Genomic DNA, 16,700 nt, shown 5'->3' on the forward strand with positions numbered 1-16,700 from the left:
GCTCGATGACTGTCATAAAAACGGTTTGTAGTGCGGACACTGACTGATATCAATTTCGGTTCACTCATACATGATGTTAACTGTTAACTGTTGACTGTTAACTGTCAACAGTTAACTGTTAACTGTTGACTGTTAACTGTCAACAGTGAATTTACTATTCCGATGAAGAGAGGATTTGATATGACGCACGCGCGATCCAATCGCGAGATCCGTCAATCGACCGGACATGATATAGCGGTTCTCACAAAAGTGAGGTATGCCCTATGCCCTATGCCCGGTTTGGCCTATGCCCCATCCCGGATAGTACCTCATATGAGAGCACAGAAAGGATATACTACTTGACTGCTACGGACACGACGTGGCCGTATCCCTACAAATATTTAGCTGTAGGGTGCGGCTGATACATCTTTTAGCGATCGCCCCGGCCACCTGATTTCCGCTTAAAGAAAGGCTTTTCGGAACTCAGACACTGCTGCAAATCATCACTTAAATTTCTAGGAAAACCATAATCTGCCACATACTTCATCAACTGATTGATCGGGCCGAATAAAATAGTATCTGTATCTTGTTGCAACAGAAATGTATCGTCAAATCCGTTGATTGTGTAAAAGTTTTCGCGGTGAATATCCGCAGCAACGGAAGCCACCGTAACTCCATTAGAAGAAAAGCCTCTAAAGCAGATTCTATTTTCCTTTTCAGCAATCTGAATGTATCGAGAACCGCCGCCGTGATAGACACCAACCTGTAAGGGTAAAGCAGCTAAAGAATTTTTAGCCCCGATGCTGGTCAAAAACAAAACTGTAAATCCCAATTTTGTGCAACAGTGCCAAAACTTCATTGTTGATTCCTTCTAATCCAGCTAATCCTGAAGCCTTAACCCAAAATTTTATTAATCATTTGATTGGCCTGCGACTCATAACCCCCGCCAAACAAATTAAAATGATTCAAAACATGATATAAATTGTAAAGTGTTTTGCGTTTTTCATAGCCAGAATCCAGCAACCAAACTTCATTATAACCCCGATAAAACGCTGCAGAAAAACCGCCGAACAGTTCAGTCATCGCCACATCAACCTCTCTGTCGCCCCAATAAGCAGCCGGGTCAAAAATCACTGGTTCTCCCGTCGCAGTTACCGACGCATTTCCTCCCCACAAATCCCCGTGAACCAACGAAGGTTGAGGCTTGTAACCCTCCAACAACTTCGGAATAGCTGCTAGCAAGCTTTCCCCCCGATTGAAATTTCCGCCCCGACGATTGGCCAACTTTAACTGATAACCAATCCGATGTTCTGCCCAAAATGCGGCCCAGTCAGCAGTCCATTGATTAATTTGAGGAGTTGAGCCGATCGTATTATTAACACTCCAACCAAAACGTCTCTTCAGCAAGGCAGAATCAACCTCTTCTCCCCCCCTTAGCAAGGGGGGGCTGGGGGGGATGTATTTGTGCATTTGAGCCAGTTTGCGCCCCATTTCTGACCAAGCTATCTCGCCCCCGCCACCTCGCAAATCCAGCCATTCCAACACAATATAAGCAGAATTGCCTTCTGTTCCCCAGCAAATCGGTTGAGGAACGCGAATCGTCTGAGTTTCTGCCATTTGCTGCAAGCCCAGAGTCTCAGCTTCAAACATCGCAACTTGGGAAGCTTGATTTATTTTCGCGAAATAAGTGCGCTTACTGCTACTGATAGCATAGCCTTGGTTGATGCAGCCGCCGCTGACTGAACGGCGGTTGTCGATGGAAAATGTTTCTCCGGTTGCTTCAGAGATGTGCGCGGCAATTTTGTCCCACATAGCATCAAATTGTCTTGAGGGCGATCGCAATTAGTGTATCAGCAATGAGCACAGAATTCACTACACAGACAAGTGATAGGTAGTGCATTTTGTCAAAGACAGAGTAAAATGCTTGACTCTCAAAGTCATGAATAGTAAGCGCTGCATCTTGTTACAAGACTTTACCTGATTGCCGATCGCCCTCGCGCACACCCTGCATTTATCCGGGCAAAATCATTTTTTCAAACCAATATATATAGTTTATTTTTTTGCAGATGACAGCTTACAAATAATCGTTATCGACCTAACCCGAACAGGCTGCTGTTCCTCTTGAATACTTTATCTTGACAATAGTTATTAACATTCAAAAAATGTAGCAGTGGCGAGACAGGCTTCTAAATATACTCATTATTCTGTATCATTTAAAAAATCAGACTATCCCCCAAAGTGCTGTCTTTTAGTCTGCTGTTTCTAAGTCCTTTAATTCTTGCGTAGACTGCCATCCAGCTTCCCAGAGCGATCGATCTTTGAGCTGTCTGGCATTCAACCAAAAACGGACATTAGGATCGCAAGCCGCCACCATTTCCGCAAACACCCATTTACCTTCGTTTTTTCTGTTGACTACCTGGAAGTGCCGCCACCCCCAAGTTTTTTGGTGAGAAGTCCATCGGGAACCAACTAAATAAGGAAATTTTTGTTTCTTCGGCACAGTATTTTCGTTAACAAATATCTGACAAAGCAAGTTAATTGCAATAACTTCTTCTACTCTATTATATTAATCCTACATTCCCCACGAGCGAAAAACCTCTTCCCTCATCTTTCGCTGAACTGGAGCTTACAGGACAGTCAAGCTAAACTCTCTCTTTAATATATAGCGGTTCTCAAGCGTGGTGAGATATGCCCTATTGCCCACCCTTCGACTTCGCGATCGGACAAGATGCCCTATGCCCTATACCCTATGTCCTATGCCGCATAGTACCTCATCTTGCTGAGAAAGGCTATATATGTGTTTATTGTAACTTGTAGCAGTTTCGCCTCCAAGCTCAAAATTAAGGGCAGTTCAATGACTGCCCCTGTAATTAGATATACCTATGGAATAGGGTTCTTTTTTTGGGTCGATCGACAAATAGCAAATTTATGCAGCTCGAACTCGATCGTGAATCTCAAATCTAAAAGCAAATAACCTTGGTTGTAGTTGTGCGCCATCATCCGTTCTGCGAAACTGACTCAAATCTACTTTTTTAGCAGTTTTGACGTTCATCTCCTGCTTTTACCAAAGCGGTAGACCACTTGGTCAGCAGGCGTTTTTCCGGGCCCAACTCTCCCTACAAACATTGTTTCAATCTCGATCCTGTCTCCTTGACGCTATACAGCTCAACAAAAACCACTTTTAAGTAAGATTGACTGATTTATGTACTCTGTCGCTACCCCTTAATGACTTCCGTGTGAAGGCTTTTGGCCTGATAAATCCATTGGAAGTTGGGGAAGCCGGAGTCGTACCGCATTTGTTTGCAGCCAGAGAGTGATGGCGTGCTTCCGCTGCGGAGTCACGTACTCGCCCGGTCTGATCACGCCAGCACAGACACCGATGTTTTTCATAAGGGTTTCTCGCTCCGATGAACTTGCACCCTGTAGCAACCTGACTTGGGCTTTGATAAAATCCACGTTCATAGCAAAAAGTAAAATTAACTAAAGAACTCAGTTAAATAGCGATGCTTAGATTCCAGTTGTAACTCTAAAACCAATTGATACCAATCGAATTGATTCAATATCCCCAGGATGGGGATCGGGTGTCTAGAGCTAACCAACTTTATTTACTTTATCTGTTTTTGCCAGCAAAAGTGTCACTATGCTAGCAGTTTTGACAGAATTATTTATAATTAAGAACTGTTACAAATTTGGCTCACCTCCCACAATAATGCAGAGTTTAGTGCTAGCGCTACTCTCTTGAACTCAAAAAGTTCGGCATTACCTCGCGATCCATCCTTTTCTAGGTTTTATCCTCCCCCCTTGGGAAGGGATCGATCGCCGAACCTTCCTTTTCGATCGCCCCCATGAACACCCAGACACTGCTACCTTACCTTATTGATTTAGAGCAGTCCTATATTTAGCTCTCAACTATAACTTAAGGCATACGTATTGTTACTTGGGCTACCATAAGCGAGCAAGTTTTGATTCTGATTGCTCAATGATATATTTTTCCGCTTTTGTTGCAAAGCTCTGATTATTGTTAATTAAGGAAACTTAGTAATTTTTGTCAGCGAAAAATCGCTGTTGGCGAATCTAGACATTCTGCGCTAATGGGGATGAATCGGTTTTCCGCATTAATGGCGGGGATCGCTGACTACAACTACCGATCGCCCTTCATTTGTATAATTAATCACAAATCCCTCGATCCTAATAATTTTAAAACAGCACAAGTTCCAATAGGCTTCCATCTAGCGATAGCTGCTCCTAGTCAAAAATATAAGTAAAACAAATCAACAGGCCAATACCCGCACGCTCTAGGTTGAGGGTACAGAATTATTTTTCGCCTTGAGTATGTGATATCAATTCTGATTGCACTCATACATGATGTTAACTATTGACGGTTAACAGTCAACAGTCAACAGTCAACAGTCAACAGTCACAATTTAATCTACTGTTTTAATACTAATTAATTTGATAAAATATAAATTTAAAATGTCAAATATATAACGATTTAATGTATTAGCTAGATTGCAGTAAAAGATTTTTATTCATGATTTTAGTCTTTCCATGTGTGCGAACTAAAGTTTTCACTCGGAACCAGTGTTAATGACTGCGATTGCACAAAAAATACGATACAATCAAATTAAAATTAAGTATATTTACAGTTTAAATAAACTAGGAATAACTAATATTTGATAGTTTGATTCACAAACCAAATCAACTTATTTAGAAAAAAGAATCATTTTCACGAATTCCCACAGGCGAGGATAAAAATCTGGTTAAGACTTATTTTTATACTTAAAAAACCAATATTTATATAAATTCCGGTTGCACTCATACATGATGTTAACAGTTAACAGTCAACAGTTAACAGTCAACAGTTAACAGTCAACAGTGAATTTACTATTCCGATGAAGAGAAGATTTGATATTATGAGACAAACTCGGTTTATTTGCCTAAGTCCTGATTTCTTTTAAACACATCGTTACCGCTATCCTTCGGGTTGAAAAAAACAGGTTTTCTACTGTGGAGGGGCGCGTCAATCGGAAGGAACTCATTTCGATCGCGCTTAAATGTTTTTTTTAAGCCCGATCGCGCAATAGCTCGAAGATATGGTATAATCAAGCGAGCGAAAAATGCACGGTCAACAGCTTGCGCGATCGATGTTCCCTGTCGATCGAGTTCCAGGAGGTGAATTAAAGATATTAATTAACCAGCTCGTCGGAGATTGTTGGCTCAACAAAAAAACATCGCTCCGACAGCATATAAAATCCCCTCCGGCAAAATTGACGGAGGTAAAATTGTGGATCGAATTATGGGTGTTAATCGCTCTGTAGGTATTCTCTTGCAGTGTTAAGAGCGATCGGGCGATCGACCTACCTCAACTTGGTAGCTAAATTGACACTCCTCGGCCTAAAGGCACGAGGATTCTTAAGACATTTGGGTCTTAATATCCCATGCAAGTGTGGGTTCCTTTCGCTGACTACGTTTGCAGCGTAGCTGTGTAGTCATATCTCCTCAAAAATGTTTTGGGCGTAGACTTTCCCCCAGTCCGGAGGTAGGTTTTTACATCTTGTCTGATTTATCTATTCTACCATATTTATTTGTGAAAATGGATTTGTTATTTTACTTAAAAATGGAAAAAAGCCGTCCTCAAAGGACGGGGTTTTCAACCCAATTTTCTGATAATTTCCCGGTGGAAACCGGGAAATTATCAACTAAACCAACCTTTTTTTTATCGTTTCAGCTTAGCTTTCCAATTGGCGATCGCCTTTTGAGCCGGCTGATAACTCTTAGTACCCGACGGTATCAGCGAAGCAGTTTCAACCGCATCTTTCAGCTTTCCTTGAGAGCCGCGCAACTGAGCAATTTTCAGAATAGCTTCGCTCCACTCTCCAATCAACTGCTGAGCTTCTTCATACTTCGGCTGACCAGCCTTAATTTTACTAGCTTGCTGGATGCCTTTAACGTAAGAAGAGGCAACTCCCCGCTTAATTTGACCCTTAGCCGCCGATAGCAAAGCAGTATTTACCTGCTGCTCTTTTGATAGCTCTTCCCACTGAGCGATCGCCTCTTTTGACTGATTGTAAACCGCCTTATTGACATCAGGCATCAATTTAGCAGCTGCGATCGCCCCGGTAAAGTCGCCCCGAGTCGCCCGGCCGTTAGCAATATCCAAAATCGTCAAACTCCAGCGCTCAATATCCTCCTGAGCCTGTGGGTAGAGCGGATCGCTAGCCGCAATCGTTCGAGCCTTAACTACCGCTCGATTAAAACTAGAAGCCGAACCATCCTTAAGGAAAGTTTTCGCCTCAGCCCACACCTGCTGGCTTGACTCAGTTTGCTTGGTTCCACTCGCGGCTTCCACCGCCTGCGGTTGCTTCTGCGGCAAAATAGCAGCAGTAGATTTTTTAGGCGGAGGATTTTGGGCATTCTCAGCAGGCGATGGAGGCTCTGAGTCCTGCTGACCGACAAAAATCGATCGGTTCGTCAGAAAAACACCCAACAGCAGTACCAAAGCCGTAGCTCCACTCCACAAAACTAGCTGCTGCAAAAACGACTTGTCCGAGCCGCTGTTATCCGCATCCTGCGGAGGTACCGAGTTCGGTCGATCGTTCCCCCCACCAGCAGCAGGGACAACATTTGGCGGCGACACAGGCGGCTTCTCCACCGGTGCATCAATCGCATTGTTAGCAGCCTCCGGCCGATCGATACTAGCCGTAGCCACTCCCACTTGTGGGCGATCGAACCCCTCAGCCACACCAACGGCCATATTCCCATTGCGTCCCGCCAGCGCCGCAGTTGGCACCCCATTCGCATCCGGCAAAATCACCAAATGAGCCTTTCCGGGAGGATTCACCACCATCAAAGGTTCTTGTTTCGGACGCAAATGGTGGTCGCACAGCTCCGGGAGCCGATCGCTCAAGAAACGGTCTAAACCCTTAAGCGTCATGCACTGTCCCGATCGCAGACCCTCCAAAAGCGCCGTCGTAAAAAATCCCTGACGCAAAGCCGAAGTTTCCCGCGAAACTTGATTCGGGCGGCAAGAAAGCACCGTCGGGATTTCTAACTCCCGCGCCACCTCGGCCGTTTGAGCGCCGATCGTTTCCCCCGCCTTCACAATCTGGCTGCGGTTCATATCAACCAGCACCAACACCGTTTCCGTAGGAGCCTTTTTCAGAGTATTCAACAGGAACTCTACCGAAATCCCCGTACCCTCAATGTCCGCCGGATTTCCATCCGCCGGCATCAAATAATCCTTCCCTTCATAGCTGACACCGTAGCCGCTAAAAAAACACCAGAGTATATCTCCCTGTTGCAAGTGTTCCGCGCACAGGTTTTGCGTCAACCTCAGAATATTTTCGCGATTCGGATAGGTTGATTGACCCCACAGCGACGGCGAGCTATCCGTCATCAGCAGACATCCCTCCGGCGCAAAACCAGCCTCCTCAGTCAAAAAACCGTACAGTGCCTCTGCATCCTCTTGGGCATAACTCAAAGGCTGGAGTAACTGATATTGATTGATGCCTATTGCAATACAAGCGTGATGTTTCATCGCCCTATACCCTATATATATAGTTAACAGCTTGCACAAAACGATAACACATAGTCGTTTAACGTTATATCCGCTTTTACCTTCTAGCCTCCGACAGCAATTCTCCCCAGCCACAAGTCCCAACCATCCAAAATCAGCATCCTCAAAGTTTCACAGCTTAATATAGCGGTTCTCAAGCGTGGTGAGGTATGCCCTATCCGGCCTATGCCCACCCTTCGACTTCGCTCGGGGGGCAAGATGCCCTAGGCCGGATAGTACCTCATATTAGAGCTCGAAAGGGTATATACTCCAGTCAAAAATTATACCCTCTACCTCTATTCAGAAAAATGACGTTAAATTGGATACACAGGCCGCTCTATTTGTTCTATTTGATTCTAATTTTTTGCAAACTACACAAAACAGGAGTAACCCGCTAAATGGTCTCTACAGTTCAAAAAGAAATTGCCACCCCCAGCGAGTCCCTACTCAAGAAAAAATTTCCTAAAAGCCATAACCATTATAGGTTTCAGGATTTTTTTGTCTTCGATCGCCAGTTTGGAACAATCAACGACTGGGGTAAGTCGCGCAACATTTTTACCAGCGAAGACTTCATCATCGGCTTGGTAGAAGGACTCGAAGAAGAAGTAGGCCCTGCTTCTTCTGTAATCATGTATACTATTGGTTGTCAGTGGGGACTCCAAGATTCTGAATTTTTTCAAAAATGGTTTAGTGCCGAATTCGACCAGAATATTCGCCAGTCAAATCTCATGTTTCTGCTAGAAACTTGGTGGTGGCCGTTCACAGCTCAAGGTTGGGGTCGTTGGGAAGTGGACATGAGCGATCGCAAAAACGGGTGCATCTTCATCAACCTCTTTGACTCAGCAGTTGCTCGCACGTTGGGCGACGTGGGCAAACCAGTCTGTCACCTATACGCCGGTTTGTTTGCAGGTTTCTTCGGAGCTCTAGTCAAAAAGCCTCTAAGCTGCATAGAACTCCAATGTTACTCAATGGGAGAAACCTATTGTAAATTCCTCCTCGGCAACCCAGATAAAATTGATGCAGCAGCATTCTGGCTTAACGAAGGTGCTAACGCCCGCGATATTGAAAATCGACTGCAAAACGGTGAAATGTTGCGCTAAACAACCTGGAAAGGCACATAACCTGCCCTGCCTTTCCTCCCACCAATTCGCGCTCGCAAGTGCGACGGTGGACCTCTCCAGGCAGGAAGAAAGATGAAAAGTCAAACTTTAGGGTTGGACAAGTCTGTCCAAGACTTCTTTAATAACTACAATTGGCTGGGAAAACCTTTAGAAACCCAAAATGGCTCCACTCCCCGTCAAGTCCTGACTTTAACCCGATCGGTAGCCGAATTTTTTCAAGCTATTTCTTGGGAAGGAATTCCTCAAGTTGGATCCTTGCCCCTACCGCCACCCTTGCCAGTAATTTCTATTTCCCAACCAACCGAAGTCACCATTGACGACCTATTCGACCTCTTTTAATCTGTTTGGGGAAGAGAAAACAAAAAAATTCTATCTTCCCCCTTCCTTCTTCCAACTTCCATTTGTCTTCTTCCTTCTTCATTCCTCCTTCCTTTTAGAGAATAAATGCTATGGTGTGAGACATGACACAGAGAGCATTCAAGTACCGATTCTATTAGTGATGCCAGTTGGAAAGAATTAATCACGCAACTTGAATATAAGTGTGAGTGGTACCGTAGGACATTAGGACATTTGTCAAAATTGACCGATGGTTTTATAGCTCTAGGCGTTGCCGGAATTACGGTAATATTGTAGATAAGTTACCAGTAAATACCAGAAAGTGGGATTTTCCGAAATGCGGGGCCAACCATGTCCGCGATATTAATTCAGCTATAAATATTTGGGCGGCAGGTCTTGCCGTTTCAGTCTGTAGAGCGAACGTAAGACTTAACAAAAATACTTCTGTCGGGTAGTTAGTTGCCTAGAAACAGAAAGTCTAAGAAGTAATTCTTGGAAGCAAGAGTGCGTTTACGCGCTTGGAGTATGTCAACAATAACCGATTACCACTAAATTAAAATTATGCACCCTGAAATTGAGGCGCTGCTGGATCAGGCAGAAAACCGTTTTTTAAAAGGCGAAGAACTCATAGCTTTTAAGCGTCAAATTGCAACCCTCTCCCAACGCTTAAAAATTTATGAATTTTTGCGAGAGAAGGAAGCAAGCATCTTCCAACCAATCGCCAACCAGCTACAAGAAGCATTCCCAGATGAAAAATCAGAAACCCTAGAACGATCGCTCAAACACTGGCTCTTAGTCTTGCGGTACAGCTCTATGGCCATGCTGCTAAACGATCGAGATTTTCTCGAACAGCGACTACTCGACTGGGTTTCCGGCATCGTCGAAGCCCACCACACTCAAAAGATCGAAATAAGTGTTTGCAATATGCTGCAAACTCGCTTAAAAGAACTACTTTCTGAGCAAGCCAGAGCTATATTGCAACCATTCTTTGACCAAGCACAGTCAATGATTATCGATCGAGATAACGAAGAATAGGCAAATTCCCAATTCCCAATTCCCAATTCCCAATTCCCAATTCCCAATTCCTAATTCCTAATTTCCCATGATTAATATTGCCGACCTGCTCAAACAGCCCCGACTCCCTGGAAACTACTTTGCTAGCGATGCCTACGTCCGAGGCGACCTTGAACTCGGGCTGCTGGAGAACCGCCGGGGCGATCGACTCATAGCCCTCCCAGAAACACTAATTCAAGCCATTTATATCGGCTTAGAACAAGAAACCGGTCAAGCCTCCCGACTCGTCCTTTTTAACTGCGGTCGCTGGTGGGGAAAAAACTTCTACGTGCGTTTTTGCGAAGAAGTCAGCGAATACTACGGTCAGCCAGTTTCCGAAATGGAAATGGTAGAATTTCTGCAGTCCCTGCAACAGTGCTGGAAAACTCACGGATGGGGCACATTTGAACTTGACCCCAGCTATTCCGAACAGGGATTTTTAATAGTAAAAATTACTAACTCTCTGTTTGCCAAAACAGCCCCCCAATCCAAGTGGCCAGCCTGTTTTTTAGAAGCAGGCATCTTAAGTTCCTTCTTTACTCAGCTTACAGGTAGAGAACTCCACTGCCTGCAAACCTCTTGCGAATCCTTGGGTTCCGACTGCAACCGCTTTATTTTAGGTATACGCGATCGCCTGCAACCAGCAGATTTAATGCTCGAAGAAGGAGAAACTCACGAAGCTATTATTAGTAAACTTTGCAAACCCAAAAACTGACTTATTATCACAGCTATTAGTTGGTTTATAATAGCTGTGATAATATTTTAAATTTTCGGTCAATAAAAACTAATATCATCTCCGAAAAGGGCGATCGCAATCAGATGGGTTCGATCGAAAGGAATGCAAGTCCTCTAATGATGAGGACTTGCATTCCTCATTGCCAACTTTTATAGATTGCGGCAAATTGAGCCGACGTGGTATGATCGCTGCTAGAGTGGGGAACGCAGGCCTAAAATTTTCTTTTTTAGGAGACTGCTATCAGAGCGAGCATCTAAATTTTGCATTTGTAGTCCTGCCCCCCGCACAGCATACGTTATACAACACTCGCTCTTGGCGGACAGCACTCAACTAAAACAATATTTTTACACAGCCGGAGATGCTCCAATATTCAGATGGACTTTATCATGTCTGGTAAATTACCATAACAAAAATATTTCGTAGTGCGGACTAAAGTCCGCTCTCAGGCTGCGGACTTTAGTCCGCACTACGAAATATTTTTGTTGTCAATCTACCGCAAACGAGATTATTCTTTCACCATTGCATCTACAAAAATATCTAAAAAGTAAGTTAAATTATAAAAAAGCTACAGAGTTTTAAAAATGGTTTTAGCCATCAAAAAAAGTTGGAAACTCGCAGCTAGACAATTCATAACTTACCCAACAAACTCATAAAACTTAAAAGCAATCACAACCTCAATTTTTTTTATCTAACTTAATGGACGCCAATGAACTTCTAAATCGATATGCAGCCGGCGAAAGAGATTTTAGACAGGCAAACCTGCGCGGCATTGTGTTGAGTCCGATCGATTTATTCCGTTCCAGCGATGCTCCAACTCTACGTTTGGACAACCTCAACGAACACCAGCAGCGACCCTACTTAATTGGTGCCAATCTCAGTGGGGCCGACCTCACCAAAGCCCATCTGAGCCGAGCAAACCTCAGCAAAGCCGACCTCAGCGGAGCCAACCTCACCGGAGCAAACCTCATGGCTGCAAGTCTGAGCGGAGCCAATCTCAGCGGAGCCAACCTCACCGGAGCAAACCTCAGTGGTGCTCACCTGAATTGGGCAAACCTGACTGGAGCAATTCTCCTCAAGGCTAGTCTCATAGGTGCAGATATGAGCGCGGCAAAACTCTCCAAAGTCGTTCTGTGCGAGGCCAATCTCAGTAAAGCCTATCTGATTAAAGCTAATCTCAACGGGGCAAACTTGAAAGATGCAGACTTGAGTCTAGCCAGTCTCAAAGAAGCAGACTTGAGCCAAGCGCAGCTCACCGGAGCTGAATTGTCGAAAGCCAATCTAGCCGGAGCCAACCTCACCGGTGCCAACCTCACCGGTGCCAACCTTTTGAAAGCTAACCTCAGACGAGCCAACCTCACTCAAGCCTATTTAAACGGCGCGTGTTTGAGCGAATCAGACCTCACCGAAGCTTGCTTGGAAAGAGCCAACTTGTGCAAAGCAGACCTCAGCAAAACCTACCTGAGAAAGATTGCTTTGAATGGCTGTCACTTAAGCGGTATCAACCTCAGCAACGCAGACCTGACTGGTGTAGATTTGAGTGGCAAACTTTTAACTGGAATCAATATGGCAGAGGCATTGTTGAACGAAGCTAACTTCAGCGGTGCTTATCTGATGGAAGCCAACTTGAGCGGGGCCAACCTCAGCAAAGCCAACTTGAGCGGAGCCTACCTGATTAGTGCCAACCTTTCTAATTCTTGCCTACATGAAATTGATTTGAGCAAAGCTAACCTGAGTAAAGCCAACTTACGGAAAGCTGACTTGACAGGAGCCAACCTCCGGGGAGCCATTCTCACTGAGGCGAATTTGACTGGAGCAAAATTGATTGGAGTCATTCTTCCTAACGGCAAAATTTATCGCGGTTAAGGTGTTAACTCCCTTGATTATTTGCCCAGTAAAGTGCGGTTCATGTCCAGAATAGGAAAAAATAGGTTGGTTTCTTCAGTCGTGAGATATTGTTTGAGTACCTTTTTCATCACATCGTAGGTCACGGTAGCAATATTTCTAACTTGAACAGCGCCTAAAATAGTTTGCAACCAAAGCAATAGTCGATCGCGCAACCGTTCAGTATCATTAATCAACAGTGCTGCCGTCGAATGCCTCAACACCCGCAGAATATCTCCACGGCACTTTTCAGTCACATCTTGAGTCCCCCGGCGAAATAAATTAGGGTCTAGAGACCGCATTTGTGCTTCCACTTGCCGCATAATTTCTGTTTCAGAGGCTTGAATTTTTTTATAAGCACTCATCCGGTGATTCAAAGACTGAAAGTAGTCTTTCAAAAATTGGAGCTCGTCAGCAGTGGCGTAGCGTCCGTCTGCTTCGGTACTTAAACGCGCAAGTTGGCTCAGCATATAATTTTTTTATTTTGGGCAACAATCTGTTTAAATACAACATATCAAGTTTTGACGCTAATTGGGGTAGCGTCCCCCATCCGCAATTAGATTAATACCAATTTCATAAAGTAGCGCTAGATATTACACCCCCCAACCCCCCCAAAGCATCGGGGGGCTAAGACTTCATCAGCACATCTTTAGAAAAATGGTATAACGTTGGTAATTTACGCTTCTTTAGTCCGAACTAAATATTGTCCTACTTGGAAGCGGGTTTCATTAAGCTGTGCAACTATCGAACGAGTAATCAACTTTCCCGATTCCACAACTACTTGACCCGTAATTGGGTGTAGCAAATCTTGCTGGGCCCGGCGGCCGATCAGAGCTTCCACATTTTCGATAGCATTGATGTACATCCCCGCAGGTATCTGTACAACCACACCCTCGCCGATAATTTGCGCCTGACAAGCAAGTCGCGAATTGGCTTGAGCTGTAGTAATGACTTCCAACGTCCTCCTCTCGCGGCGGTTGATGTCAGACAAGCCTTCCATGCCGTCTTTAATGTAAACGTGGCAGGTAGCGCACATTCCCCGCCCTCCGCATTCCTTGAGAACGTCTAAGTCTTTGGAAAGTAAGGCAGACAGGATATTCGATCGGGTTTCCACTGCCATTTCTTCGGCAATTGGATCTAGTCTAATAATTTTAACCATATTGATTTTTCATTCTGTCCAATTAAGTATGCAAGCGTGAAATATTTAAAGTTCAAACAATTTGGGGTGACTCGTAAAAACGTTAAGATGGTTTGACAGCATCGGCTTCCGGTTCTCGAACCCTGATTGCATAACCGCGAGTGCTGTTTTGGTAATCGCTGTTGAGTCGCCCTATTCCCCAACGTAAGGTGCGATGGCTAAAACCTGAGACGGTTTCTCGAAAGCCTTAAACAAACTGTAATACTCGCGATCAACTAAAATAGCAGCCACAGGCAGTTCGAGATCAGGCATCCGAATCAGGCAATATTGATACTGATTCCGAAGCTCAAGGATTTTAGTAGGTGAGATTGCGCGATCGGCTTTACTCAGCCGAGAAGGAACCTGAGATAACATAGCAGTAACTGGCGATCGATTCAAAGTTTGAATTTTTGTCAGAATTTTTTACATATCTTTTTAATACTAGCTCAAGCATTTCCTATAATTAGACAGATGCAACATTCTAAATACCGTATTTTAGGGCTAGTCGGACAAGGGCAATTCGGTCGGGTATTTTGTGCCAGCGTTCGAGAAACTCCCGCCAAAGACTCCCGCCTCACCAGCCAACTGGTTGCTCTCAAAGAACTCAGCCATCAAAAAGCCCCAACTAGCGAATTCTTGCGAGAGCTGTGGTTTCTGATCACCTTGCAGCACCCCAACATTGTCACCTGCCGAGCTCTAGAACACACAGCTACAGGCAGGTACTTGGTCATGGACTACTGCGAGGGCGGAACCCTCCGCAACCTGCTCAAACAAGACCGTCCCTTGCGGCTGCTCGAAGGTTTGCAGCTAGTCATGGAAGTTTTAACAGGCTTAGACTACGCCCACCGCCGAGGTGTAGTTCACTGCGACGTAAAACCAGAAAATATTCTCCTAACTCTAGGCTCCAGAGGTTGGTCGCCACGCCTGTCTGACTTTGGTATCGCCCGCCGGCTACCAGAAATCGGTACAACTCGCCTCCACCAAGAACTTTCTCCAGACGCTACCGTAGGTTCCCCCGCTTACATGGCCCCAGAGCGGTTTTACGGTCTTTATTCCCCCATGTCAGATATATATGCAGTGGGAATTCTGTTGTTTGAGTTGCTAATGGGCTACCGCCCTTTCGGTGGCACTCCCGGAGACTTGAGGTGGGCCCACCTGAATCAACGCTTGCAACTTCCCGACGCTATTCCAGAACCTTTACAAGCAATAGTCAAAAAATCTTTGGAAAAGCTTCCGGCCCGGCGTTTTGCCAGTGCTTCCCAAATGGCTCAAGCTCTGCGGCTGATCCTGTACGACCCCGCTGTCAGGCAATTGGGCGACTGCATAGTTCCTTGGGAAAATCCCGCAACCCGCGGCGCTAAAAGTCTGAAGTCCGACACTGATTCTTTGACCCAAGTTGAAGAGAAAGAACCGTCAGCGCAGGCTATTAATTTACTTCGGACTGTGCGTTATGCGGTTTCGCAGCCAAAGCCACTGATACTTTCTGCACCGCTGACGGCTTTGATTGCGACTGAGAAGTATCTCTACGCTGCAGTAGATAAAGATGTGAAGGTTTGGTGTCAGCCGGAAAATCCGCTAGTTACCGAAGAAATGCCGACTTCTATATCTATGCCGGAAACCGTGCGTGGCATTTTACCTACTTCCCACGGCTGCTGCGTTCTGACTCCACAAAAAATTTACTGGATGGGCGATCGATCTTGGGAACCTCAGTGCTTGCTGGATACGGGTTTAAGGCAAGGTGCGGATGCTTTTAAAGCTGCTGTTGATTCTCACGGCCGCTGGTTGACAGTGGCTGTTCCGGGAGAACTGCGCTTTTATGCTTTAGGTGCAAACAGTGCCGAGGGCGATCTAGAACAAGCTCCCAGGTTGATTGCTACTGTACCGTTAGCGGAACACTATTTACCTGAATTAATGTTTTTGGATGGGCGACACGTCTTAGCCATTTGGCCGGACAACGAGCCGAAAAATCCCCAAACTATTTTTAGGGTTTACACTCGTCGCGGCAATTCGGTTGGTTCTGTGCGGTTGTCTGCCAGCATCGGAGAGATGCTGCTGACACCTGAGCCTTATACTTTGCTGGGAATTCCTCAATCTGGGAAAGCGGCCGTGTTGTTGATGAAATTGTGGCCGCTCAAGGTGGCTCGGATTCCCCTGGAAAGTTTGCCCGTCTCTGCTTGTGTGGCTAATTGGGGATGGGTTTTGGCGGATGTTGCGGGGCAGATTCTCGTTTTAAACAGTCAAGGCACTCAAGTAGGAAATTTTAGCAGCCCCGCTACACCTAGGGCGATCGCCCCTTGGGGGAAGACGGGTTTGGTGATTGCTACGAATACTGATTCGGAGGGTCACTTACACTTTTTAGATGTAGGCGTTGAGGAGGCTAGCTCGATATCGAACCTCAAAGGCTGATAACTAACTTAACTATCAGGTGTTTCGGGGTTGTTTGAATTAAGGAGAGTTTAGTTGCGGGTGATTTCGGTCTCACGGGACACGGCACGCGGGCGATCGGGTCAATCCTACGCCCAACCCCCCTTTCGTCAAGTCCAGCGAGTGCGCGCACTACTTATATATTAGTGAGGTTCACCAACCACCTGCTTGTGCGATGGTGAACCGTGTGATCGGTCGTCACACCCTAACCCCAGCGCGATCGGGCGATTAAGTGCGATCGTCTTTTACCTTGCGAAGCATTTTATATGGCCTTGATGACAGACCAGCCAAAAAGCCTGTTGGCAGTGGAAAAAGGACGTGTTGGGGGCAAAGAGGAGTGAGCTAGGGGATGAAAAACAAAACTCAGCAGTGGAAAGCTCTGCTGTGTATGGCTTTCAAGACAAGCAAAAAACTTTGCAAAAAAGCTTGACAACTCAA

Annotated in this window: 16 protein-coding genes; 7 read left to right on the top strand and 9 right to left on the bottom strand. The window is 45.3% G+C overall.

Annotated elements, in window-relative coordinates; all coding sequences use genetic code 11:
- Nucleotides 1-409: 409 nt before the first annotated feature.
- The 6 genes from QUB13_RS19505 to QUB13_RS19530 all read right to left on the bottom strand — a co-directional run bounded on the left by QUB13_RS19505 (nt 410) and on the right by QUB13_RS19530 (nt 7,516).
- Nucleotides 410-838, bottom strand: a complete 429-nt coding sequence (locus QUB13_RS19505; protein ID WP_333383621.1) for a hypothetical protein — start codon at nt 836-838, stop codon at nt 410-412.
- Between the two features lie 35 nt (nt 839-873).
- A complete protein-coding gene (locus tag QUB13_RS19510; protein WP_333383625.1) occupies nt 874-1,791 on the bottom strand; it encodes a fructosamine kinase family protein in 918 nt (305 codons plus the stop codon).
- A 436-nt stretch (nt 1,792-2,227) separates the two neighbouring features.
- Entirely contained in the window at nt 2,228-2,479 is a 252-nt protein-coding gene (locus QUB13_RS19515) for a TIGR02450 family Trp-rich protein (RefSeq protein ID WP_194011813.1), read from the bottom strand.
- A 426-nt stretch (nt 2,480-2,905) separates the two neighbouring features.
- On the bottom strand, nt 2,906-3,031 hold the full coding sequence (locus QUB13_RS19520; protein WP_255513014.1) for a hypothetical protein: 126 nt from the start codon (nt 3,029-3,031) through the stop codon (nt 2,906-2,908).
- Nucleotides 3,032-3,201: 170 nt separating this feature from the next.
- Nucleotides 3,202-3,369 carry a hypothetical protein gene (locus QUB13_RS19525; protein WP_228042412.1) on the bottom strand — a complete coding sequence of 56 codons (168 nt, stop codon included), beginning with the start codon at nt 3,367-3,369 and terminating at the stop codon, nt 3,202-3,204.
- A 2,326-nt stretch (nt 3,370-5,695) separates the two neighbouring features.
- Nucleotides 5,696-7,516 (bottom strand): caspase family protein, encoded by a 1,821-nt coding sequence (locus QUB13_RS19530; RefSeq protein WP_333383630.1) that lies wholly within the window; start codon nt 7,514-7,516, stop codon nt 5,696-5,698.
- Nucleotides 7,517-7,932: 416 nt separating this feature from the next.
- On the opposite strand from QUB13_RS19530, the gene QUB13_RS19535 reads away from it, so the two are divergent.
- The 6 genes from QUB13_RS19535 to QUB13_RS19560 all read left to right on the top strand — a co-directional run bounded on the left by QUB13_RS19535 (nt 7,933) and on the right by QUB13_RS19560 (nt 12,643).
- Entirely contained in the window at nt 7,933-8,634 is a 702-nt protein-coding gene (locus QUB13_RS19535) for a V4R domain-containing protein (RefSeq protein ID WP_333383633.1), read from the top strand.
- Nucleotides 8,635-8,727: 93 nt separating this feature from the next.
- Nucleotides 8,728-8,994 (top strand): hypothetical protein, encoded by a 267-nt coding sequence (locus QUB13_RS19540; protein ID WP_333383636.1) that lies wholly within the window; start codon nt 8,728-8,730, stop codon nt 8,992-8,994.
- 287 nt (nt 8,995-9,281) lie between these two features.
- Nucleotides 9,282-9,446 (top strand): hypothetical protein, encoded by a 165-nt coding sequence (locus tag QUB13_RS19545; RefSeq protein WP_333383659.1) that lies wholly within the window; start codon nt 9,282-9,284, stop codon nt 9,444-9,446.
- Between the two features lie 106 nt (nt 9,447-9,552).
- Nucleotides 9,553-10,026: a phycobilisome protein gene (locus QUB13_RS19550; RefSeq protein WP_194071053.1), complete on the top strand. Its 474-nt coding sequence runs from the start codon at nt 9,553-9,555 to the stop codon at nt 10,024-10,026.
- A 67-nt stretch (nt 10,027-10,093) separates the two neighbouring features.
- Nucleotides 10,094-10,759: a V4R domain-containing protein gene (locus QUB13_RS19555; protein ID WP_333092801.1), complete on the top strand. Its 666-nt coding sequence runs from the start codon at nt 10,094-10,096 to the stop codon at nt 10,757-10,759.
- A gap of 717 nt (nt 10,760-11,476) precedes the next feature.
- The gene (locus tag QUB13_RS19560; protein ID WP_333092800.1) at nt 11,477-12,643 is read left to right on the top strand and encodes a pentapeptide repeat-containing protein; all 1,167 of its coding nucleotides are present in this window, start codon (nt 11,477-11,479) and stop codon (nt 12,641-12,643) included.
- A gap of 17 nt (nt 12,644-12,660) precedes the next feature.
- On the opposite strand, the gene QUB13_RS19565 is transcribed toward QUB13_RS19560, so the two are convergent.
- The 3 genes from QUB13_RS19565 to QUB13_RS19575 all read right to left on the bottom strand — a co-directional run bounded on the left by QUB13_RS19565 (nt 12,661) and on the right by QUB13_RS19575 (nt 14,213).
- Complete coding sequence (locus QUB13_RS19565) at nt 12,661-13,131, bottom strand: phycobilisome protein (protein WP_194011820.1); 471 nt, start codon at nt 13,129-13,131, stop codon at nt 12,661-12,663.
- Between the two features lie 206 nt (nt 13,132-13,337).
- On the bottom strand, nt 13,338-13,820 hold the full coding sequence (locus QUB13_RS19570; protein ID WP_194071056.1) for a 2Fe-2S iron-sulfur cluster-binding protein: 483 nt from the start codon (nt 13,818-13,820) through the stop codon (nt 13,338-13,340).
- Nucleotides 13,821-13,991: 171 nt separating this feature from the next.
- Nucleotides 13,992-14,213, bottom strand: coding sequence for a hypothetical protein (locus tag QUB13_RS19575; RefSeq protein WP_333383640.1), 222 nt, complete (start codon nt 14,211-14,213; stop codon nt 13,992-13,994).
- Between the two features lie 96 nt (nt 14,214-14,309).
- Here QUB13_RS19575 and QUB13_RS19580 point away from each other — a divergent pair, with 96 nt between their 5' ends.
- Entirely contained in the window at nt 14,310-16,244 is a 1,935-nt protein-coding gene (locus QUB13_RS19580) for a serine/threonine-protein kinase (protein ID WP_333383644.1), read from the top strand.
- Nucleotides 16,245-16,700 lie beyond the last annotated feature (456 nt).

The organism is Microcoleus sp. B4-D4, from assembly GCF_036705185.1.
GTDB lineage: Bacteria > Cyanobacteriota > Cyanobacteriia > Cyanobacteriales > Microcoleaceae > Microcoleus.